This is a genomic window from Martinezella multihospitum (assembly GCF_900094585.1).
Taxonomy (GTDB): Bacteria; Pseudomonadota; Alphaproteobacteria; order Rhizobiales; family Rhizobiaceae; genus Rhizobium; species Rhizobium multihospitium.
Genome location: NZ_FMAG01000001.1, coordinates 194,825 through 214,397, shown reverse-complemented (window position 1 = coordinate 214,397; position 19,573 = coordinate 194,825). Strand labels below are relative to the sequence as shown.

The window sequence follows — 19,573 nt, the reverse complement described above, 5'->3', positions numbered from 1 at the left end:
TTAATCCCGATGGCGAGCGGCTGTTATCGCCGCATCACCTCACTCGGCGGCGTCTTGTTTGGAAAGTGCCCGCAGGCAGGCGTCGATCGATGCCTGTTCGATGCCGGCATAATGATCGAATTCGTTCAGCACCTTCATGCCGAGATCGGCTTCGAAGCGCTGCTGGTTCGGGCTGGCGACGAAGTCCTGTTGTGCGCCGTCGCCGAGATTGGACTGGAAGATGCCGGCGGCGCTGACGGGGAGGAAATCCTCGTAGACGATCGGGTCGAACTGGACGAGGCCCTTCTCGATCAGCGCGCCGATATCGCCATGGCTTGTTGCGGCAGTTTTGCCCTTGGCTGTCAGTGAGTAGGTGAAATAGCCGAAGCCTTCGGCACGGATTGCCGCCCAATCATCCGGGAAGCCGGCAAAACTTTGCGTGAGTGCTGCTTCATAATCGCGTGCGTTCGAACCGTCTGCCGCCGGGCACACGATCTTGCGGGATTGATCGAGCAGCCGGTCGTAAAACGCACGACCCTTCGGCGTCAGTGCAATGCCGCGTTGCTCGATCTCGCCAAAGCGGGCAGTGTGCGAACCTTCTTCCCATACGCCATCGGCATTGCGGAAGGAGACTGGCTCTTCAAGGGCCTTGAACGAGGTCTGGCGCAGCAGGATCGGGCAAGCGCGTGTCGGCGGACCTTCGACGACAGCCTTCGGTGCGATATCGTAATCCGGCATCAGGGCCTGCACCTGATCGATATCCAGGGTGCGCGGTGTCAGATGATTGATGTGCGGGCCCTTGAACGACACGACGTCGGCGATCAGGCGATGGGCGTCGTGGAGGCGGTGGTACATGGAGGCATCGACATTGGCTTCGTCATGCCAGCGGAAGGTTTCCAGCACTTCGCTGACGAAGCGCTGGGCATCGTCGTTGTTCAGGCCGCCATCACGCTCGGCCTTTTCTGTGAGCGCAATGGCTCCATCAGTGAAAATCTGGCGCTTGGCGAGAATGTCCGCGGCGGCCTTGCGGAGGTCTTCGTCGGCAATCAGATCGAGGCGCAGCAGCGAAGTGAAAACGCGGAAGGGATTGCGCTTCAGCTCCGCATCGCCGATCGGGCGAAATGCGGTCGAATGCACAGGCACGCCCGCGGTCGACAGATCGTAATAGCCGACCGGGTACATGCCCATGACGGCGAAGACGCGCGCCATCATCGCAAGCTCTGCAGCAGTGCCAAGCCGGATGGCGCCGTGCCGCTCCTCGGAGATGCGATCGAGATAATCGGTTGCCTTCAGCCGCTCCTTGAGCTTGGGCTGCGCGGCGAGCGTCTCATCGTTGACGCGGGCGACAAGTTCCATGAGTGTGCCATAGGCGGGAACTTCTTCGCGATACATCGCCGACATGGCGGCGGAAAAAGCGCTGCGAATATCGCTGGTCGAGACGTGGTCAGGCTTCATGTGCGATCTCTTCCTGAAAGGCTACATCATTCCTGTATTGCAGAATATATCTTGTTTGGCAGCCGGTGTTGTGAGAGAGAATTCTAACTTGATGCGAAAATGGAATGAACATGCGTCGTCGTCTCATCCCTGACATCGTCAATCTGCAGGCCTTCGAATGCGCGGCGCGTCACCAGAATTTTTCGCGCGCGGCGGAAGAGCTCAATCTTACCCAAAGCGCCGTCAGCCGTCAGATCAGCGATCTCGAGCAGCAGACAGGTTTGAAATTGTTCGAGCGCGTTCGCCAGCGCGTCGTGCTGTCCGAGGCCGGACTTCGGCTGTTGCCGGAGGTCAAGGACCTGCTTCTGCGCTCGGAGCGGCTGATGATCGGCGCCGTTGCCGCCGGCCAGATGAAACTGTCGCTCAAGGTCGCGACCTTGCCGACCTTCGGCACGCGCTGGCTGGTGCCGCGCCTTGGTCGGTTTCTGGACGAACATCGCGATGTCGCGATCACGGTGGAATCCCGGTCCAAGCCCTTCAACTTCGACGAGGATAATTTCGATCTCGCCATCCACTACGGCCTGCCGGCCTGGGCCGGCGCTGTTGCGACCTTTCTCTGCAACGAGACCGTTCTGCCCGTCGCCAGCCGCGAGCTTGCCGGGCGGCTGGGTCTGATCTCGCCGGCTGAGCTATCGGGAGCACCGCTGCTGCATCTGACGACCCGCCCGAAGCTCTGGGCGCAATGGTTCGATCTGCAGGCGTTGTCGACGGAGAATGCCTATCCCGGCGCACGCTTCGACCAGTTTTCCATGATCATCGCAGCGGCCATCGCCGAGCTCGGCGTGGCGCTTCTGCCGACCTATCTGATCGAGGATGAGCTCAAGGCCGGCACGCTTCTGCCGCTGTTTAATCTGCCGATGCCGACCGAGAACAGCTATTACGTCGTCATGCCGGAAAAGAAGCAGACGAACGAGACGGCGACATTATTTCAAGATTGGCTGCTGAGTGAGGTGACGCCGCAATCGCAGATGATAATGCCGCGCTGATTTGCGTCTGATGATGCGAGGAAAAAATCGTCGCAGGCGAGCCAATCCGAATGAATTTGAATCGCTGGGCGTTCAAGGCGGTTTTTCATTTGGAGTGCAAGAACACCCGGACGGCCCGGATCGCTCTGCTGATAGAATAGTGTCCTGCGACTTAGACATCCGCGTCGGATAGGAGGAAGCTTTGCCAAACTATGTTTTGCTGCCCGAAGCCGCTGCACTGCTTGCCGGCGCCAACAGGGTACTTGTCATCGGCTGCTCCGGCGGCGGCAAGACGACCTATTCCCAGAAGATCGCGACTACATTCGGTTTGGAGTTTCAATCGCTCGATCGGGACGTCCGATGGCTACCGGGTTGGAAAGAGCGCGAAAGGGATGAGCAGCGGTCGATGATCGTCGAGCTGGCGCGACGGGAGAGGTGGGTCATGGATGGCAGCGGCGCATCCACTTTTGATCTGAGATTGCCGCGCACCGATCTCGTCCTTTGGGTTCGAGTGCCGAGGCATGTTGCATTATTTGGTCTGGCGAAGCGGGTTTCACGGCACTATGGAACAGTTCGCCCTGCTATGGCCGAAGGTTGCCCTGAACCGCTGCCAGATAGGGCTTTCCTCTCCTATATCTGGAATTTCGAGAGGAAATATGCGCCTCTGTTCGTTCGAAGTATCGACCTGCATGGGCCACAAGTGCCCGTCGCCCTTTTGAATTCGCACGGCGAAATGGACCGGCTGCTAAGGCTTGCGCGCAACAGCGGCTGAGGGGCAGCGGCGATGCGCTGGCCAAGTCTACAGTAACGGCCGAGAATCATGTTTGAATGCAGAAGGTAGGTCATGGACTATGGCCACAAGTCGTTTCCAACGAGGGCGGGGCAATGACGACAAGCGAACAGACGGAATTGGAAGATATCGTCTTCAAGAGCGCTTTGCTGATGTCGCTTCTCCGGCGCTGGGATGAGATTGCGCTGCCAGATTGCTGGCTGGTGGCAGGAGCCGTTGCCCAGACCGTTTGGAACGATGCCTTCGGATTGCCTCTGTCTCATGGAATCAATGACGTCGACATTGTTTATTTCGATGCCGATGATTTGTCTGAACAAGCGGAGGCCGTTCATGCCGCTCGGGTCCGCGCGATGTTTCCGGATTTAACGGTCTGGATCGATGTAAAGAACGAAGCCAGGGTTCACTGCTGGTACGAAGCGAAGTTCGGATACCCGATCCCACCTTATAAATCGACCCTGGACGCTATCACCACTTTTCCGACCACGGCAACCGCCGTGGGATTGCGTTCCAATGGCCACGGTCGTCTGGATTATTGTGCTCCGTTCGGTCTTTCCGATCTGCTGAATGGCGTCGTGCGCCCCAACAAGACGCAGATCACGCGGGCGATCTATGAGCAGAAAGCCAATCGCTGGATTGCGGTCTGGCCGAGGCTGACGGTCGTAGGTTGGAACGGCTGAAGAGTTTCGAGGCGCAGCCGCGCGATTTCCGACCCGATGTCAGATCGTGTCGAATATGGCCGATGCTACGATGACTTCCGTACCCGCGAGGCCGACCGAACAGAAGAGCGTCGTGTCGAGAGACGACGTTCTACCGGCAGCATGACCGGCGACTATTGCCGCAAGATCGAGAATTCGCTCCTCGTGCATGGTTCCGCAAAGGAAAAATGGGGACGTATAGGCGCGCGTTTGCTCGGGAGAATCCGTGGCGATGATGCTGGCTATGTCAGCGACGTCCACGCCGAGTTCATGCCCCATGAGCGTCTTCGGGCCGATCGTATTGATATGAACGCCGGCCTTTAATTCTGAAGCATCGATCACCGGCATGTCGCTGCTTGTTGCGCATAACACGATATCGGCATCGGCCACGGCTTTTGCGGCACTTGTAACCGGTTCAACGGCAATACCGAGTTCCAATTGCATCTCTTCAGCGAAGGCGGCGCAGTTTCTCGGGTTTCGGCTGAAGACCCGGGCAGAGCCAATGTCGCGAACGGCGGCAGCGGCAATGAGCTGCGTTCGCGCCTGCGCGCCACTGCCAATGATGCCGACCATGCTGGCGGCGGGAACGCTGAGGTGGCGGATGGCCACGCCTCCAATCGCGCCCGTCCTGATCTGGCCGAGCCGTTCGCCCAAGATGACGCCCTGCAGTTCAGCGGTGTCGGCACGCCAAACAGCGACGATTTGTGAATGCCGCCCGCCGGCAAAGGTCTCGTAGGCGCGAAAGCCGGCCAGCGGCCGTTCGCCATCGATGCCGCCGACCGTAAACACGATGTCTCCACGATCGGGAAAGGAGACATGATGCCGGGGTGGGGACACCAGCTCGCCCGCTGCCTTGGCTCGGAAAGCTGCTTCCAAGGCATCGATTGCCCCACGCATGACTGCGGAAGGGCATAAATCCTCGTCTTTCAATATCTTCATTGCGGGTCGACCTCCGTGTGTCCGGCCACTCTGCAACCTCAAGAGCACTTGAGGTCAATAGCGGCCGGCAACAGCAGGTCTGAAAACGATAGACGCAGGGATCGATCAGCATGAATTATGTAGCTGGACCTATCTGCGTCTCATAACCGTTCTTATGATGCTGCCATCCTGGCGTTCCGCATTGCCCAGCTCTTCAGGCGCAGGCCATTGAGTTTAATGAAGCCCTCGGCGTCGTGGTGGTCGTATGCTCCGGAGCTTTCCTCGAAGGTGACGAGATCGGTCGAGTAGAGCGAGGCGGGCGAGGTGCGCGCGATCACATTGGCTGAACCCTTGTAGAGCCTGAGCGTCACTTCGCCGCTGACATGGATTTGGCTCCGGTCTATCAAAGCCTGCAGCATTTCCCGCTCGGGAGAATACCAAAACCCGTTATAGATCAGCGCGGCGTAGCGGGGCATGATCTCGTCCTTCAAATGTGCAGCGGCGCGGTCGAGCGTGATGGATTCGATCCCGCGATGGGCGGCGAGCAGGATCGTGCCACCGGGAGTTTCGTAAACGCCGCGCGATTTCATCCCGACGAAACGGTTCTCGACGAGATCGATCCTGCCGATCCCATGCCTGCCGCCCAATTCGTTGAGCTTCGTCAGGAGTGCCGCTGGTGCCATTGCTTCGCCATTCAGGGAAACCGCATCGCCCTTTTCAAAACCGATGACGACGATCTCCGGCTCGTCCGGTGCCTCCAGAGGGTCGACAGTGCGCTGATAGATATAGGATGGCGCGATTTCGGCGGGGTCTTCCAGAATCTTGCCCTCGGTGGACGTGTGCAGGAGATTTGCGTCGGTCGAAAAAGGGGCCTCGCCGCGCTTATCTGTCGGCACGGGAATTTGATGTGCTTCGGCGTATTCGATCAACTGGGTGCGCGATTGGATGGCCCATTCGCGCCATGGCGCGATGATCTTGATCGATGGATCGAGCGCATTGGCCGCCAGTTCGAAACGCACCTGATCATTGCCCTTGCCTGTGGAGCCGTGGGCAATGGCATCGGCTCCCACCTCCCGTGCGATATCGATGAGATGCTTGGCGATGAGCGGGCGGGCGATGGAGGAGCCGAGGAGATATTGCCCCTCATAGAGCGCGTTTGCCCGGAACATCGGGAAAACGAAATCCCGAACGAATTCCTCGCGGACATCCTCGATCCTGATATCTGTCACGCCCAATTGCTCGGCCTTTCGGCGGGCGGGCTCAAGCTCCTCGCCCTGGCCAAGGTCGGCGGTAAAGGTCACGACTTCGCAGCCGTAGGTTTGCCGCAGCCATTTCAGGATGATGGATGTGTCGAGCCCTCCGGAATAGGCGAGCACGACTTTCTTGAGCTTTTGCGACATCGACTTCCGTCTCCATGTTGACGGATGAAACGATAGGCCAATCCTCGCGCAATGAGCTTGCAAAGACTTCAAGAATACGAGACGATTTGGCATATTATGCCACTTCATTGGCAATGGGAGCCATATTGTGTTACCGAATCTGGATGAGATCGATCGGCGTATCCTCAAGGTGCTGCAGCGTGACGGACGCATTTCCAATGTCGATCTTGCGAAGGAAGTGGGGTTGTCGCCGTCCCCCTGTCTTCGCCGCGTGCGATTGCTGGAAGACGCAGGCATCATCGATCGCTACGTTGCCGTTCTGGACCCGACAAAGGTGGGTGCGGGCCTCACCGTGTTTGCCCGCGTCTGGTTCAAGACGCAGGATGCGCAAGTCACCCTGCAATTCGCGGAGGCTGTCAGGCGGTTTCCCGAAGTCATGGAATGTTATCTGACCACGGGAGAATGTGATGCCGTCTTGCGCATCGTCACGGCTGATCTGCACAGCTACTGGCGGTTTCAGGCCGACCACTTGACTCGTATCCCGAGCGTATTGAACGTCAAGACAGATGTGCCGATGGAAACATTGAAGCGAAGCTTCGAGCTGCCTTTGGCCTCGTAGTATTGCAGCCAGCTGTCGGCCAACCACAACGGCAGCGAAATGCCGTTCAGCTCATGGAGCCGATGCCGGCCTGCTCGGGCCTTGGCGGGCATAGCGGACCAGCAGGACAATAGATGTTTGGAGAGCGAGATGAGCATATTCGAAACGGCAATGCGGGCGGCCAGCTCGGTTCTCGCAAGCCGCTTTCCGGGCAATTCCTTTGCCTTTGCCTCGGGGTCGATCATACGAGGCGAGGGAAGAAAGGGCTCTGATATCGATCTGGTCGTGGTCTTTGATCGGCTCGAAACCGCTTGGCGCGAAACGTTTCTCGAAGGCGACTTTCCATTCGAAGTGTTTGTTCACGACCCGGAGACGCTCAGCTGGTTTTTCGAGAGCGATATTGCGCGCGGCTATCCTGTTATCATTCATATGGTTGCGACCGGCCAGATCCTCGGGCCAAATCCGGACAAGGGGCAGGTCTGGAGAGATTATGCTGTCGACATCCTCCGTGCCGGCCCGCCAGAGCTGGAAGGTGAGAAGCTGAGTGCCTTGAAATATCAGATCACCGATCTTCTCGATGACCTGCATGGAGAGCGGGCAGCTCCAGAGGTACGCGCGATTGCCGCGCTGCTCTACCAGCCTTTAGCCGACCTTATGCTGCTCGGACGAGGAAGATGGTCGGGCAGGGGCAAATGGATTCCCCGCCTGCTTCGTGAGCTGGATCGGGACCTAGCCGATAGCTTCGACGATGCCTTCGGGCGGGCTTCAGCGGGAGAGGTGGAGGCATTGTGCAACCTCACACGTCGCGAACTGGACCGGCATGGCGGACCGTTTTTCGCGGGTGACAAGCGCACGGCATCGCAACAGGCGAGACGAAAGAGCCTTGTGGAGCTAGGCTGATTGTTGTGTGTCGATCGGAAATTTTAAGCTTGAAATTCTTCATCGCGACGCTAACACATTCCTATCGGGTCGCTGCGGATTTTGCAGGATAGACGCGAAGTGAACTCGGGAGGAGGAGGCCGCCATGAAGATGCATCCGCTGAAGGGGCCGAACCGGCTGAAGCTCGGTGTTTTTTCCGCCAATGCGGATGGCGGCCTTGCCATCACCGACGTGCCGGAGCGCTGGACGGCAGGCTGGCAGGATAATCTGACCGCAGCACAGATTGCCGACCGGGCGGGGCTCGAATTCTTTTTGCCGATTGCGCGCTGGCGCGGTTTCGGCGGTAAGAACCGCGTGCGCGAATGGTCGTTCGAGACCTTTACCTGGGCGGCCGCGCTATCTGCCGCGACCGAGCAGATCGGCCTGTTCATGACGGTGCACGTGCCGCTCGTCCATCCCCTTTATGCTGCCAAGTCGCTTGCGACTGTCGATCATATCAGCCAGGGGCGGGCGGGGCTGAACATTGTCTGCGGCTGGAACCCGAAGGAGTTCGGCATGTTCGGCGTGCCGCTCGTCGAAAAGGGCTACGACCAGGCAGCCGAATGGCTCGAAATCGTCGAGCAGCTCTACGCCTCCGATGAGCCGATCGACTATGCAGGCAGCTACTATAATCTGAAAGAAGCCGTCAGCCGGCCGGCAAGCCTGCAGGCACCGAGGCCGGTGACGATGAATGCGGCTTTCGGCGGCCCCGGCCGGGATTTTGCCGCCGCGCATTGCGACTATCTCTTCACCACCTTTACCGAGATCGACGAGGCTGGAAAGCATGTGGCTGATATCGCCGGGCGGGCGGCAGGCAAAGGCAGGCAGGTCGGCGTTTATACCGTCTGTCACGTCGTCTGCCGCGAGACGCAGGCAGAGGCAGAAGATTACTATACGCGCTATGCCGTGACCATGGCCGATCACGCTGCCGTCGATCAGCACATGGCTGGCAAGAAGGAGTTCTCTCAATCCCATGATCGCGAGGCCTATGACCGCTATCGCCAGCGTTTTGCCGGTGGAGCAGGCAGCTATCCGCTGATTGGCACGCCGCAGCGCATTGCCGAAGAAATGATCGCCATTGCCGAGCAAGGCTATGCCGGCATCGCCTTGTCCTTCGTCAACTATACGCAGGAACTGCCCTATTTCTGCGATCGGGTGCTTCCGATTCTGAAGAAGGCTGGGCTCCGGCTGGGGTGAATCGCCGTTTCGATGCTTCGCGCCGCCGCTGCTCGCGGGAATGTGATCATCCTTCAATGACGACTTGGTTATCCGGCCAAGGCTGATTTTCCGGGCCGCTCGCGGTGATGTCGCTTTCATGCAGCGGCGTCGCAGGTGCGACATGTGTGCAACGCAGCAAAAAACGTGAGGTCAAGGGGTTTACAAGCGTGGCCCCGGATGGGATTCTTTTAGGCGAAGGGTGCTGCTTGATTTGAAGCGGCGTCATTCCCTTCAATCGGATGCCGTCAATCTTGGCTCCGATGCGCCGCTATCTTGCTGGTGCTTAACCGAACAAAATCAATCCGAAGCCGGAATGCGGTTGTTCCCGTGTCTGGCTGTTGCCTTGGTGCGCCCTGAACATCACGAGATCAGGGTAAAGAGAATGCGGGCTTTAACATGGGCTTCAAGTCGAAACGCGTCCTTCGCGGCGTTCTTGGTCTCCTTGCGAGTGTCAGCTTGCCACAGGTTACCAAAGCCAGCGACCTGATGATCTGGTCGCCGGTCAAATTGGCGCCGCGAACATATAAGACGACGCTCGGCTTTCGGCTGCCGATGGCTTGGGACGTGAGTGCAGGCATGGATTTGGGCCTGGGTGGAGCGGGCAGCGGTGCGATCTTGCGCAGTAGCAGCCTGGCAACGCTCTGGGGCACGGCAATCGACGATCACAAGCGCTTTTCGACCGTATGGCGTCGCGAAGTCTCCGTGAGGGTGGACACTCTCAACAGCACGGGAACGCTTTGCCTCGAGCGCTCGCGGAGCTGGACGGTGTCGGAAAATCTGGACATGAGCACTTCGAGGTCGCTGAACGTAAATTACGCGGGCACTCGGAATGCGGCAAACTCCATTACCGCGACACAAGCCGTTACCATTGCCGTTCCCTGGACGGGAATGTCCTTATCTGCGATCGGCAATCTGAAGGACGTCGGCAGCGTCTTTTCCAGCACAGTCTCGTTTCAGCAGCCTTTGGCGCCGAACCTCAATTTCTCGGCCTCCTTCGCCGATCCGCAGACTTTGACACCGGCTGGCAATGTGCGCCTGGACTACCGCATCAAATGGTAGATTCGCGAGGTTTCTAAGTTCGGCCTTTTGCATGTCGAGGCCGGGAACAAATGCCTCTCGCGGAAGTTTAGAACGGGCAGGACATCGATCTTGCTCGAGGTGTCATGACCTCGCGAAGCCTGCCGCTGGTTCAACTCCCTGCCGGCGGCAGGCTTAGCGTCGAGTAGAGAACTCAGTCGGCGGGTCCAGTCGCCTCCGTCGGCGATTTGATCGTTATGTCGGGCTCGGCAAGCCTGGCCTTCAGCTTCGAGACGACATCGTGCCGGACATCTGACCAGGACGAGGTGATCGCCCAGTATTCGATGTTGAGCACGGCTTGATCGACGGCCAGCTCGTCGAGAAAAACCTTCGGTGAGGGTGTGGTCTTGATGCGCTGATCCGCTTTCAAGATGTCGAGGATTGTCTTGCGGGCAAGATCGATGTCGACTTTCTCATCCATGGCAACGGACAATTGCTGTCGGCGATCCGGCTCGCGGCTGTGGTTGATGATGGGCGTGTTCCAGAGCGTCGAATTCGGCGCCATCAGATAGAGGCCGTCAGCCGTCCTCATCTCCGTCGCGAAGAGCCCGATCTCCTTGATGTAGCCTTTGACGTTCGTCGTCTCGATATATTCGCCGACCCGGAATGGCCGCAGGATCAGCAGCATGATGCCGGCGGCGATATTTTGAAGCGTGCCTTGCAGGGCCAGGCCGATCGCCAGGCCGGCAGCGCCGAGAGCGGCGATGATGGAGGCTGTCTGAACACCGAACTGGCCAAGGACGGTGATGAAGACAAGGATGAGCAAGCTGTAGTGCAAGACATTTTGGAAGAAGCTCGCGAGCGTTTCGTCTATGCCGCGAATGCGTGAGATGACGCGATAGGCCGAGCGGCTGATAATGCCCGCAAGAAGCCAGCCGCCGATCAGAAGAATGATCGCGCCAAGAAGTGAAAATCCATATTGAACCGCGAGCGCCGAGGCCTGATCGAGTGCCGTCCGGGTCGCAACGACGATATTGGTCGTTTGATCGTCCATGTCAAAACTCCATCTTTCCCAGAGAGCCAAATGAGAAGTCGCGTTTTTTGTTCCCGGCGATCGGGCGTGTGAAACTCAACCGTTTCAATGGATTGTGCGGGCCGGTTCCTATGCCGGGGCGTCAGGCGCCGTGCTTTGCCTGATGCGGGCCTATGGTGGCAGCTGCGGCGTAATGAGCTTTCTTCTGCTCGTACATGCCGAGATCTGCGCGCTTGATCATGGCTTCCATGGTTTCGCCGGGCAGGCTCGTGGCAACGCCGATGGAGACGCTGAGTGGCGCGCTCGAATAGAACTGATTGTTGATCTTCAGCAGTTCGTTGATCGTCTCGACCATCGCGGCAACCGCGATTTCATCGGCGCCCGGCATGAGAACGGCAAATTCGTCGCCGCCGATGCGGGCGGCGTGGTTCGGCAGGGAGACGACGCTGTTCAGCACCTCGCCCATGCGGCGCAGCAGCGCGTCGCCTGCATCGTGGCCGCTCTCGTCATTGGCCTCCTTCAGGCCGTTCAGATCGAGAATGATGGCCGATACCGGCCGAAGGGATTTGCGCTCCAGCCTGTTGAGCTCCTCCATATAGAAGGCACGGTTGTAGAGCCTGGTGAGTACGTCGTGCTTGCCGAGATATTCGAGATAGGCTTCCGCCTTCTTGCGCGCCGTAATATCGGTCAGCGCTACCTGCACCAGCGACCAGTCGTTCTCGTAACCGGGAAAGACGGAAAACTGCAGGAGGACGTGGCGTTCCGATCCGTCGAGCGCGTAGTTCAACACCTCACGCTGATGGAAGAGGCGGCCGTTCCACAATTCCACCAATTGCCCGCGAAAATGCTTCTCCATGTCATCGCGGAACACTTCACCGATCCTGTGGTGCAGGGTCTGGCGATCCGGCGCGCAGAAGAGATCGAGCGTTGCCTGATTGACGTCAAGCACACTGATTTCGCTCATGCATTGCTGGACGAATTCCGGATGCACGTCGAGAAATACCTGGAAGTCGACGATGCCGCGATGCCGGATCTCATCGAGCAGGATCTTGATGCGGCTGAAATCCTCGACCCACAGGGAAACGGGCGAATGCTCGAACATGCCCTCGGCATAGCGGCGCTGCCGCTCTTCCTGCCGTCTCGCCTCCTCGCGGGCCGTCACGTCTTCCGTCGTCAGCAGCAACCGGCTCCAGGAGGTCTCATGGCCCGGCAGGATGACGCCGCGAAGCTGGATGTCGAGCCGTTTGCCGCCAAGAGAATAGTTGATCGCCGTGCCGGAAAATTCGGTCTTGCCTTCCCAGAGCGCGACAAGCTCGTTGACATGGCTGTGCAGCATCTCGTCCCGGAAGACCCGCGAAAGGCTTCCGACAAGCATCTCGAAGGACGGCGCCTCGAAGAGCTCCAGTGTCCTGGCATTGACGGCAAGAAGCTTGATCCTTTGCGAGCAGGACGCGACGCGCTGCACGTCGGCGAGCAGATAGGAACGCAGGTCCGTCACGCCTTCCGCACGCCAGAGTTCGAACTGCTCCTTGACGCCGCTGAAATCCTCCAGCCACATGGCGACGGGGGCAAGGTCGAAAACGGTGCTGCTGAAGTCCTGGGCGTTCATCATGATTCCCTGCGCCGGCAATAAAAGTCAGGATGCGAAATGCAAAAACCGGCCGTTCGCTAAGTTCTGCTTAACGAGCATTGGTAAACCTTGCGTTGATACCAGGCAGCGGGTCAAGCCGGACAATCAATACCGGTTTCTTTTCAACTCATTCTTGTTGAAATTGTGCCCAAAATGGCTCTCCAGTTCAATCGCAGCCCAATTTGGTAGCGCACATTGCCGTCACGTCTTCAAAAAACGCTCGAAGGCTTTGAGGGTCTTTTCGCTGACGTGGTGTTCGATGCCCTCGGCATCATTCCTCGCCGTATCAGGATCGACGCCAAGACGGCAAAGGACGGCCTCGACGATCTCATGGCGCCGACGGGTCGCCACCGCCAGGCGGTGCCCTTCTTCAGTCAGGAACACGCCACGATAGGGGCGCTGCGTGATCAGGTTCTCCTCGGCGAGCCGCTTGAGCATTTTTGCAACCGTCGGCTGCGTTACTCCCAGTCTTTGCGCAATATCGGTCTGGCGCGCTTCGCCGGCATGTTCTATCAGATCGGCGATGAGTTCGACGTAATCTTCCATCAATTCCGTGCGTCGGTCGTCGCGGCTTTTCTGAAAGGCCTCGGCGTGCGTCTCGATCTCGGTCGAAGAAAGACGGCTTTCCGGGGCGGCAGGCAATCTCGTCAAGGCGGCTCATCTCCCTCATGATTAAGAGTCGTGTAATGATGTTTAGCCTCGACTATAAATAATTCAACGACGTTATGAAACCCCGGCGGCCGATCCCGGCCAGCCGCGAAATCGAAATTCCTGTGTTTCAATTGGCTCGTCGTGCCGCGCCTTCAGGCGCGCAACAGCGGCAGCAGTTGCTCACCTTGCCGCTTTATTTCCAAGAGATAGGGTGTGTCCGAAAGAACGAAATGCGTGATGCCGAGATCGCGATATTTACGCAGGGAGTTGGCGACATCCTCTGGCGAGCCGACCAGCCAGGTGGTGCCGGCGCCGCCGCCGCCGAACTTGCCCGGCGCGGTATAGAGGTTGTCGTCAAGCACGTCGCCGCGCGCGGCAAGATCGAACAGTCGTTTCTGGCCCACTGCGATCGATTGCCGGTGATCGTTCCAGCCGACGCCCTTATTCTCAGCCATCTCGGCGACTTTCGCCTCGGCATCGGTCCAGGCCTGCTCCGTCGTGTCGCGCACCAGCGTCGTAATGCGCAGCCCGAATTCCAGCGGCGGCAGATCGCGATCAAGATCTCTGCTTAGTGCCTTGAGCCGGCTGATCCGCTCAGCGATGTCGGCGAGTGGCTCGCCCCAGAAAAGCTGAACATCGGCCTCCGTGGCGGAAACGCGTTCTGCAGCATCCGACGCACCACCGAAATAGAGCCTGGGATGCAGGCGTTTACCGCGAGGCTCGATGCGCGGCGCGGCCGTGGATTCGTTGACGCGAAAGTGTTCCCCCTCATAGGTGACATTCTCTTCGGTCCAGAGCTTGCGCGTGAGGCGCATGAACTCCTTGGTGCGGCCGTAGCGATGCGCCTGATCGCCCTCGCTGTCGCCATAGGCGGCAAGATTGTCCTTGCCGGAAACGATGTTGACGCGCACGCGACCACCGCTCAGTTGATCAAGCGTTGCGGCCGCAGAGGCGAAATGCGCCGGCCGCCAGTAGCCGGGGCGGATTGCGATGAGCGGCTCGAAGCTGGTGGTCCGTGCCGCCAGTGCGGCCGCGACGGTGAAGGTGTCGGGTCGGCCCCAGCCCGTTCCGATCAATGCGCCCTTCCAGCCGTGATCCTCCAACGCCTTGGCATGGCTGGTCAGGGTTTCGAGGCTGTTGTGGTTTTCCACGGCGGAATCGCCACGGTGGCCCGGCTTGACGTCATTGGGGATGTACCAGAGAAATTCGCTGTTATCGCTCATGCCTGTGCCTGTGCCTGTGCCTGTCGGTCTGTCTGTATTGATATGGGATTTGTGGTGGGGAGAGCCGTCATCAATGCTCGGCTCACCGCTCTGGCGTCTAAAGCTTGCCCTTCCATGGCACGAGAACCGCTTCGAGAATGCGGACGGCGGTCGAGAAGGCGAAGGCGCAGACCGCAATGATGCCGATGCCGACGAAGACGACGTCGGTGGCAAGGAACTGCGACGCCGACATGATCATAAAGCCAATGCCGCGGGTCGAGGCGATGAGTTCGGCCGCCACCAAAGTTCCCCAGCCGATGCCGAAGGCGATCCGGATACCCGTCAGGATTTCCGGCAGCGCAGAAGGCAGGACGACGTTGAAGAAAAGCTGCAGCCGGTTGGCGCCGAGAGACCGTGCGGCATTGACCCGCTCCAGCGGCAGCGAACGGACGCCGGCGTGGGCGGACAGGCAGATCGGCGCGAACATGGCGAGCACGAGAAGGGTGATCTTCGAGGTCTCGCCGATGCCGAGCCATATGATCATCAGCGGCAGATAGGAAAGGGGCGGCAGCGGCCAATAGAATTCGATCGGCGTATCGAGAATTCCCTTTGCCCAGCGGTTGAGGCCCATCAGCAGACCGACAGGAATGCCGACCCCGATCGCGACGGCCGCGGCGACAACGATGCGGAACAGGCTTGCCAATATATGTTCGGAAAGCGAAGCGCCGGCATAGCCATCGCGGTAGACAACGCCGATCTGGGTCAGCACTTCATCGGGGCGGGGCAGGAAGAGATGAGATACCAGGCCGAGCTTGGTGACGAGCCACCATAATAAGAGGCAGACGATTGCGGTCGCGATGCTGATGGCGATGGTGGGCTTCTCGCCCACACCGAAACTTGGAACGCGAACCAGCTTCGGTTGCGCTTCCCTTGGAGAGACGGCAATCGGGCGCGTTTCGATGATGTCACTCATGCCACGCTCCTGATGTTGTCAGCGCTGTGGAGGATAGCGCGGATTTCTTCCCGAAGGCTGCTGAACTCAGGCGACGAGACGATCGCCTTCGTATCGCGGTTGGCAGCGAAGCGATGAACGAAATCAAGCTCGAAGCGGGCAACGATGCGCCCCGGTCTCGGAGACATGACAAGCACCTCAGTGCCGAGAAACAAAGCCTCCTCGATCGAATGCGTGATGAAGAAGATGCGCTTGTCGGTTCTGGTCCAGACCGAGATCAGCAGTTCCTGCATCTGCTCGCGCGTCAGGCTGTCGAGAGCGCCGAATGGTTCGTCCATCAGCAGGATATCCGGATCCGTGGCGAGCGCCCGGGCAATGCCGACGCGCTGGCGCATGCCGCCCGACAGTTCGTAGGGCAGGGCATTGGCAAAATCGCTCAGGCCGACAAGCCGTAGCAGCTCCGATGCGCGATCCCGGCGTTCCCGCCTGCCCAGCCCGGCAAATTGCAGGCCGAGGGCCACATTATCGATCACGGATTTCCATGGCAGCAGCGAATCCTTCTGGAAGACGACACCGCGATCCGCGCCGGGACCCGAAACCGGCCTGCCGTCGAGCGTGATCTTTCCCTCCGACAGCGGCAGGAAGCCGGCGATCGCATTGAGCAGGGTGGATTTGCCGCAGCCGGATGCGCCAAGCGCCACAACGATACCGCGCTCGGGAATGTTAAAGGAAACGCGATCGAGCGCGTGAACGGTTCTGCCGTCACGCGCTGCAAAGAAGACGCTGGCATGGTCGACTTGAAGCATGGGCTCTCTCGATATTGCGACGCCGGCGCGGCAAGCGCGCCGGCGCCAGGAAGGATCAGTTGCTCGCGCTGACAAGCGCGTCGGCGGTGACGAACGCGCCGTAGTTCGGCAGAACCTCGGAGACCTTTCCCTGGCTCTTCAGGAAGGTTGCCGTGTCCTTGAGGATCTTGGCCGCGCCGGATTGATCGCTGCCGCCGAGCCAAGCGGCCGATGCCTGCACGTCGGGCGTCAGCAGAGTGAGGTTCTTCAGCGCTGCCGCCTGCTGGTCTGCCGTGCCGCCCAGCAGCTTGGCAAGTGCCTTGGCGTTGTCGCTATCCGGTCCCCAGGCGGCCTTATCGGCTGCGAACGAGGCGTAGTATTTATTGATCACCGAGGCATAGGCCTTCAGAAACTGCGGGTTGTCTGCTGCGAATTTCGAGGTTGCGACCCAGGCGGAAAACGTCGGGGCACCCTTGTCGGCGACGTCCTTGGATGTCACCAGCACCTTGCCGTTCTTCTTCAGCTCGGTGAGCGCCGGGTCCCAGACGAAGCCGCCGTCGATATCGCCGCGATTGTAGCTTGCGACGATTTCCGGCTGCGGGATGGCAAAGACCTGCACGTCCTTTTCGCTCAAGCCAAGGGACTTGATGAGGGCGAGCAGCTGATAGTGGTCGGTGGAGACCGGTGCTGCCGCGAGCTTCTTTCCCTTCAGATCGGCAAGCGTGTTGATGCCGGAGCCATTGCGCACCACCAGAGCTTCATCGACGCCCGAGATGGACGAGAGGTAAAAGGCCTTCACCTCGAGTCCGCGTGAAGCAGCAGCGGCAAACGGGCTGGAGCCGACATAGCCGATCTGGACGTCGCCGGATGCGATGGCGGCGAAGATCTCTGCTCCGGAATTGAACTTGCGGAAGTCGATCTCATAGCCCGTCTCCCTCGCGAAATCGCCATTGGCGATCGCGACCGAGGAGGGCAGGGCGTCGGTCTGATAGGCGACGACGACCTTCTTGTCGGCAGCGGCCGCGCCGGCCGCCATGGAAATGCTGGCGAGACCCAAAACGGCCGCAGCGATCATTGTGTTGAATTTCATGACTAGTCCCCTTGGCCGGATCAGATTTTCCGGCGGTTCCCTGAATGCAATGCGCAGAGCCTAGCGAAATCGGGGACAGGATCGATAGAAATAGCAAACTATTTTTATAGACTATAATAGGAATTGTTTGTCCGAATTGACGAAGACGACAGGGCTGGCATCTTTCCGGTGGAGGAAGCCGATATGGATATCGGCGCTCATGAACTCGCCAAAATCCTGAACTCCGGTTGGCATCGGTCATTCCAGCGGCAAAGCGAAAGCTCCGCTGGCGTAACCGGCGCTTTCGCGCTCGTTGAGATCGATCTGGCCTCTTTCCGCCAGAATCGGCACAGCGATATTATGCTGCGCCTCATTCATTTCCTGCGCGGTGACGAGCGTTCCTCCCCGTTCGAGGGCGGCTGCGTAGGCGGCACGCTGCTCTTCATGAAAGAAGATGTCCGTCAATGCATCCAGAAAGCCCATGTGATCGGTCGGTGAGGTATCGGGCCGGTTGCCCGGTGTCATGGTGATCGTGTCCTTCGGGATATCGATGTATTCCATGTGCTGATGCGGATCTTCGCCATTCCGCTTGCGCTGATCCTGAGCAATATCGATCTAAAGGAAGGTGGCGGCGGTGGCATGCATTGAGCACCGCAACGATCGATGCTCTCGCAGGGGACGGTTGGCTGACTAGGTCATCCGCCGCAAAAGCGCGATGAGAGCGTCGGTATTGTCATGGGTTTCAAGCGAGAGCAAATGCTTGTCCGCAAGCTCAGCAATCGCCAAGGCGACTTCACGTTCCGACCATCCCGCCAAGGTCGCGGCACTCAGCAACTCTCGAAAAGCGGCTTGCAGTGCGTCCTGGCAGCGGATTTCCCGGTCGGGATCATCATCGGTCACGAATGGTCGTGCGATATAGGGCATGATTGAAAGGTGAACTGATTTGCGGGTTTTGGCAATCTATTGCGTTCAATCGCTGTCGCTTAGGCCTTCTTTGCATGGTGAGAGGCGTCGCAGCCCGTCAGATGATCGATGGTTCGCGGTGTAACTGCCCGACGCCGCGTTCTCCTCCTATCAGGCGTAGTCTCAACAGGTGCTCGATCATGTCATTGAAGGCCGCGGCGGCGTCCATCGGTGCCGCTTTGGGTCACTGCCGATTTTTTCCGCATCCGGCGAAAGAAAAAGAAAGCTGTTTCTTAAATAACTTAAAATCTATGTTTTTTATAGACTATGTGATCGATGGTCGGCATTGAGCGCAAACATGGATGAAACGGCATGTCTTATCTCCTTAGCCTCCTCGACAAGAGCCCCATTGAACAGGGGCTCAATGCCACCGATGCGCTCGGTGCCACCGCGCGCTTGGCTGTCCGGGCCGAAGAACTTGGCTACCATCGCTTCTGGGTCGCAGAGCACCACAACATGGCGAACCTCGCGAGCTCGGCGCCGGAAGTTCTGATCGCTTACCTTCTGGCCAGAACCTCGAAGATCCGCCTCGGCTCCGGCGGTGTGATGCTGCAGCACTACAGCGCCTATAAGGTTGCGGAGGCCTTCAATCTCCTGGCTTCACTGGCTCCCGGCCGCATCGATCTCGGCGTTGGCAAAGCGCCGGGCGGATTTCCGCTCTCGACCCGGGCGCTGCAGCGCGCCTTCGATCCCGAGAAGAAGCCGGACTTTGCCGAGCAACTCTCCGACATCAACACCTACCTTGCTGCCGATCCTCATTCCGATGGCGCGCTGGCCACGCCTTTCCCGCCGCGCTCACCAGAACGCTTCCTCCTTGGTGCAAGCGTGGAAAGTGCGAAACTTGCCGCGGAGAAGGGCTGGAGGCTGGTGTTCGCCGGCCATCTGAATGGCGACCCGGAAAACCTGCAGAAGACCTTTGAAGCCTATGAGCAGGCTACCGGCGGCAAGGTGCCGATCCTGGCGCTGGCAGCCTTCGCTGCCGAAAGCGAGGCCCATGCCCGCGAGCGTGTCGGTCAGCTGCGCATCGTCAAGCTTTTCCTGCCCAACGGCCAGAGCGTCAATGTTGGCACCCAGGAACAGGCGTCGGAATTCGCGCGTCAGGCGGGCTTTGCTGATTTCCGAACCGAGGAGAAGGTGCCGGGCGTGCTGCATGGCACGGCAGCACAGATCCGCGACGAGCTCGACACGCTCCACCGCCGCTACGGCATTGAGGAATTCGTACTCGACACGCCGGCGCTGACGGCAGCCGAACGGCTCAACTCAATCGAATTGCTCGCCAAAGAGCGCCTTTCCCTCGTTGCCTGAACGCTATCCCA

Annotated in this window: 21 protein-coding genes; 9 read left to right on the top strand and 12 right to left on the bottom strand. The window is 59.2% G+C overall.

Features of this window, described 5'->3' with window-relative positions:
- Positions 1–39: 39 nt before the first annotated feature.
- Positions 40–1,434 carry a 2-oxoadipate dioxygenase/decarboxylase HglS gene (gene hglS, locus GA0061103_RS00955; protein ID WP_092706230.1) on the bottom strand — a complete coding sequence of 465 codons (1,395 nt, stop codon included), beginning with the start codon at positions 1,432–1,434 and terminating at the stop codon, positions 40–42.
- A gap of 104 nt (positions 1,435–1,538) precedes the next feature.
- Between hglS and GA0061103_RS00950 the strand changes: the two genes are divergently transcribed.
- The 3 genes from GA0061103_RS00950 (at position 1,539) to GA0061103_RS00940 (ending at position 3,905) form a co-directional block, all read left to right on the top strand.
- Positions 1,539–2,459, top strand: a complete 921-nt coding sequence (locus GA0061103_RS00950) for a LysR family transcriptional regulator (RefSeq protein WP_092706228.1) — start codon at positions 1,539–1,541, stop codon at positions 2,457–2,459.
- Positions 2,460–2,640: 181 nt separating this feature from the next.
- Positions 2,641–3,210, top strand: a complete 570-nt coding sequence (locus tag GA0061103_RS00945; RefSeq protein WP_092706226.1) for a P-loop NTPase family protein — start codon at positions 2,641–2,643, stop codon at positions 3,208–3,210.
- A 137-nt stretch (positions 3,211–3,347) separates the two neighbouring features.
- A complete protein-coding gene (locus tag GA0061103_RS00940; RefSeq protein ID WP_342587955.1) occupies positions 3,348–3,905 on the top strand; it encodes a nucleotidyltransferase family protein in 558 nt (185 codons plus the stop codon).
- Between the two features lie 39 nt (positions 3,906–3,944).
- On the opposite strand, the gene GA0061103_RS00935 is transcribed toward GA0061103_RS00940, so the two are convergent.
- Both GA0061103_RS00935 and GA0061103_RS00930 read right to left on the bottom strand, forming a co-directional pair.
- Positions 3,945–4,862 carry an ornithine cyclodeaminase family protein gene (locus GA0061103_RS00935; protein WP_092706222.1) on the bottom strand — a complete coding sequence of 306 codons (918 nt, stop codon included), beginning with the start codon at positions 4,860–4,862 and terminating at the stop codon, positions 3,945–3,947.
- A 152-nt stretch (positions 4,863–5,014) separates the two neighbouring features.
- Positions 5,015–6,241 (bottom strand): argininosuccinate synthase, encoded by a 1,227-nt coding sequence (locus GA0061103_RS00930; protein ID WP_092706220.1) that lies wholly within the window; start codon positions 6,239–6,241, stop codon positions 5,015–5,017.
- A gap of 127 nt (positions 6,242–6,368) precedes the next feature.
- On the opposite strand from GA0061103_RS00930, the gene GA0061103_RS00925 reads away from it, so the two are divergent.
- The 4 genes from GA0061103_RS00925 to GA0061103_RS00910 all read left to right on the top strand — a co-directional run bounded on the left by GA0061103_RS00925 (position 6,369) and on the right by GA0061103_RS00910 (position 10,014).
- Entirely contained in the window at positions 6,369–6,839 is a 471-nt protein-coding gene (locus GA0061103_RS00925; protein WP_092706218.1) for an Lrp/AsnC family transcriptional regulator, read from the top strand.
- 129 nt (positions 6,840–6,968) lie between these two features.
- Positions 6,969–7,718 carry a nucleotidyltransferase domain-containing protein gene (locus tag GA0061103_RS00920; protein ID WP_092706216.1) on the top strand — a complete coding sequence of 250 codons (750 nt, stop codon included), beginning with the start codon at positions 6,969–6,971 and terminating at the stop codon, positions 7,716–7,718.
- 124 nt (positions 7,719–7,842) lie between these two features.
- Positions 7,843–8,934 carry an LLM class flavin-dependent oxidoreductase gene (locus GA0061103_RS00915; RefSeq protein ID WP_092706214.1) on the top strand — a complete coding sequence of 364 codons (1,092 nt, stop codon included), beginning with the start codon at positions 7,843–7,845 and terminating at the stop codon, positions 8,932–8,934.
- Positions 8,935–9,351: 417 nt separating this feature from the next.
- Complete coding sequence (locus GA0061103_RS00910; RefSeq protein ID WP_092706212.1) at positions 9,352–10,014, top strand: hypothetical protein; 663 nt, start codon at positions 9,352–9,354, stop codon at positions 10,012–10,014.
- A 172-nt stretch (positions 10,015–10,186) separates the two neighbouring features.
- Here GA0061103_RS00910 and GA0061103_RS00905 read toward each other — a convergent pair whose 3' ends face one another.
- The 9 genes from GA0061103_RS00905 to GA0061103_RS00865 all read right to left on the bottom strand — a co-directional run bounded on the left by GA0061103_RS00905 (position 10,187) and on the right by GA0061103_RS00865 (position 18,194).
- Complete coding sequence (locus tag GA0061103_RS00905) at positions 10,187–11,026, bottom strand: mechanosensitive ion channel family protein (protein ID WP_092706210.1); 840 nt, start codon at positions 11,024–11,026, stop codon at positions 10,187–10,189.
- 121 nt (positions 11,027–11,147) lie between these two features.
- The gene (locus GA0061103_RS00900) at positions 11,148–12,617 is read right to left on the bottom strand and encodes a sensor domain-containing diguanylate cyclase (protein ID WP_245304622.1); all 1,470 of its coding nucleotides are present in this window, start codon (positions 12,615–12,617) and stop codon (positions 11,148–11,150) included.
- Between the two features lie 219 nt (positions 12,618–12,836).
- A complete protein-coding gene (gene mntR, locus GA0061103_RS00895) occupies positions 12,837–13,286 on the bottom strand; it encodes a manganese-binding transcriptional regulator MntR (RefSeq protein WP_092706206.1) in 450 nt (149 codons plus the stop codon).
- A gap of 152 nt (positions 13,287–13,438) precedes the next feature.
- The gene (locus tag GA0061103_RS00890) at positions 13,439–14,509 is read right to left on the bottom strand and encodes an LLM class flavin-dependent oxidoreductase (protein WP_092706205.1); all 1,071 of its coding nucleotides are present in this window, start codon (positions 14,507–14,509) and stop codon (positions 13,439–13,441) included.
- A 97-nt stretch (positions 14,510–14,606) separates the two neighbouring features.
- A complete protein-coding gene (locus GA0061103_RS00885) occupies positions 14,607–15,461 on the bottom strand; it encodes an ABC transporter permease subunit (protein WP_092706203.1) in 855 nt (284 codons plus the stop codon).
- Complete coding sequence (locus GA0061103_RS00880; protein WP_092706201.1) at positions 15,458–16,246, bottom strand: taurine ABC transporter ATP-binding protein; 789 nt, start codon at positions 16,244–16,246, stop codon at positions 15,458–15,460. Before GA0061103_RS00880 ends, GA0061103_RS00885 begins: the two co-directional genes overlap by 4 nt.
- 55 nt (positions 16,247–16,301) lie before the next feature.
- Complete coding sequence (gene tauA / locus GA0061103_RS00875) at positions 16,302–17,300, bottom strand: taurine ABC transporter substrate-binding protein (RefSeq protein ID WP_425349465.1); 999 nt, start codon at positions 17,298–17,300, stop codon at positions 16,302–16,304.
- Positions 17,301–17,552: 252 nt separating this feature from the next.
- The gene (locus GA0061103_RS00870; protein ID WP_208603466.1) at positions 17,553–17,855 is read right to left on the bottom strand and encodes a hypothetical protein; all 303 of its coding nucleotides are present in this window, start codon (positions 17,853–17,855) and stop codon (positions 17,553–17,555) included.
- 129 nt (positions 17,856–17,984) lie between these two features.
- Positions 17,985–18,194, bottom strand: coding sequence for a hypothetical protein (locus tag GA0061103_RS00865; RefSeq protein ID WP_245304621.1), 210 nt, complete (start codon positions 18,192–18,194; stop codon positions 17,985–17,987).
- 203 nt (positions 18,195–18,397) lie between these two features.
- On the opposite strand from GA0061103_RS00865, the gene GA0061103_RS34925 reads away from it, so the two are divergent.
- A complete protein-coding gene (locus GA0061103_RS34925; RefSeq protein ID WP_167376506.1) occupies positions 18,398–18,547 on the top strand; it encodes a hypothetical protein in 150 nt (49 codons plus the stop codon).
- Positions 18,548–18,569: 22 nt separating this feature from the next.
- Entirely contained in the window at positions 18,570–19,562 is a 993-nt protein-coding gene (locus tag GA0061103_RS00860; protein WP_092706195.1) for an LLM class flavin-dependent oxidoreductase, read from the top strand.
- Positions 19,563–19,573: the final 11 nt, after the last annotated feature.

What these genes read in the sequence shown, in the direction of transcription:
- GA0061103_RS00890 (WP_092706205.1), bottom strand. Translation starts at nt 14,509, where the DNA reads ATGAGCGATAACAGCGAATTTCTCTGGTACATCCCCAATGACGTCAAG.
- GA0061103_RS00910 (WP_092706212.1), top strand. Translation starts at nt 9,352, where the DNA reads ATGGGCTTCAAGTCGAAACGCGTCCTTCGCGGCGTTCTTGGTCTCCTT.
- GA0061103_RS00920 (WP_092706216.1), top strand. Translation starts at nt 6,969, where the DNA reads ATGAGCATATTCGAAACGGCAATGCGGGCGGCCAGCTCGGTTCTCGCA.
- GA0061103_RS00900 (WP_245304622.1), bottom strand. Translation starts at nt 12,617, where the DNA reads ATGATGAACGCCCAGGACTTCAGCAGCACCGTTTTCGACCTTGCCCCC.
- GA0061103_RS00950 (WP_092706228.1), top strand. Translation starts at nt 1,539, where the DNA reads ATGAACATGCGTCGTCGTCTCATCCCTGACATCGTCAATCTGCAGGCC.
- hglS (WP_092706230.1), bottom strand. Translation starts at nt 1,434, where the DNA reads ATGAAGCCTGACCACGTCTCGACCAGCGATATTCGCAGCGCTTTTTCC.
- GA0061103_RS00915 (WP_092706214.1), top strand. Translation starts at nt 7,843, where the DNA reads ATGAAGATGCATCCGCTGAAGGGGCCGAACCGGCTGAAGCTCGGTGTT.
- GA0061103_RS00885 (WP_092706203.1), bottom strand. Translation starts at nt 15,461, where the DNA reads ATGAGTGACATCATCGAAACGCGCCCGATTGCCGTCTCTCCAAGGGAA.
- GA0061103_RS34925 (WP_167376506.1), top strand. Translation starts at nt 18,398, where the DNA reads ATGTCATTGAAGGCCGCGGCGGCGTCCATCGGTGCCGCTTTGGGTCAC.
- GA0061103_RS00880 (WP_092706201.1), bottom strand. Translation starts at nt 16,246, where the DNA reads ATGCTTCAAGTCGACCATGCCAGCGTCTTCTTTGCAGCGCGTGACGGC.
- GA0061103_RS00860 (WP_092706195.1), top strand. Translation starts at nt 18,570, where the DNA reads ATGTCTTATCTCCTTAGCCTCCTCGACAAGAGCCCCATTGAACAGGGG.
- GA0061103_RS00930 (WP_092706220.1), bottom strand. Translation starts at nt 6,241, where the DNA reads ATGTCGCAAAAGCTCAAGAAAGTCGTGCTCGCCTATTCCGGAGGGCTC.
- GA0061103_RS00905 (WP_092706210.1), bottom strand. Translation starts at nt 11,026, where the DNA reads ATGGACGATCAAACGACCAATATCGTCGTTGCGACCCGGACGGCACTC.
- GA0061103_RS00870 (WP_208603466.1), bottom strand. Translation starts at nt 17,855, where the DNA reads ATGGAATACATCGATATCCCGAAGGACACGATCACCATGACACCGGGC.
- GA0061103_RS00935 (WP_092706222.1), bottom strand. Translation starts at nt 4,862, where the DNA reads ATGAAGATATTGAAAGACGAGGATTTATGCCCTTCCGCAGTCATGCGT.
- tauA (WP_425349465.1), bottom strand. Translation starts at nt 17,300, where the DNA reads ATGATCGCTGCGGCCGTTTTGGGTCTCGCCAGCATTTCCATGGCGGCC.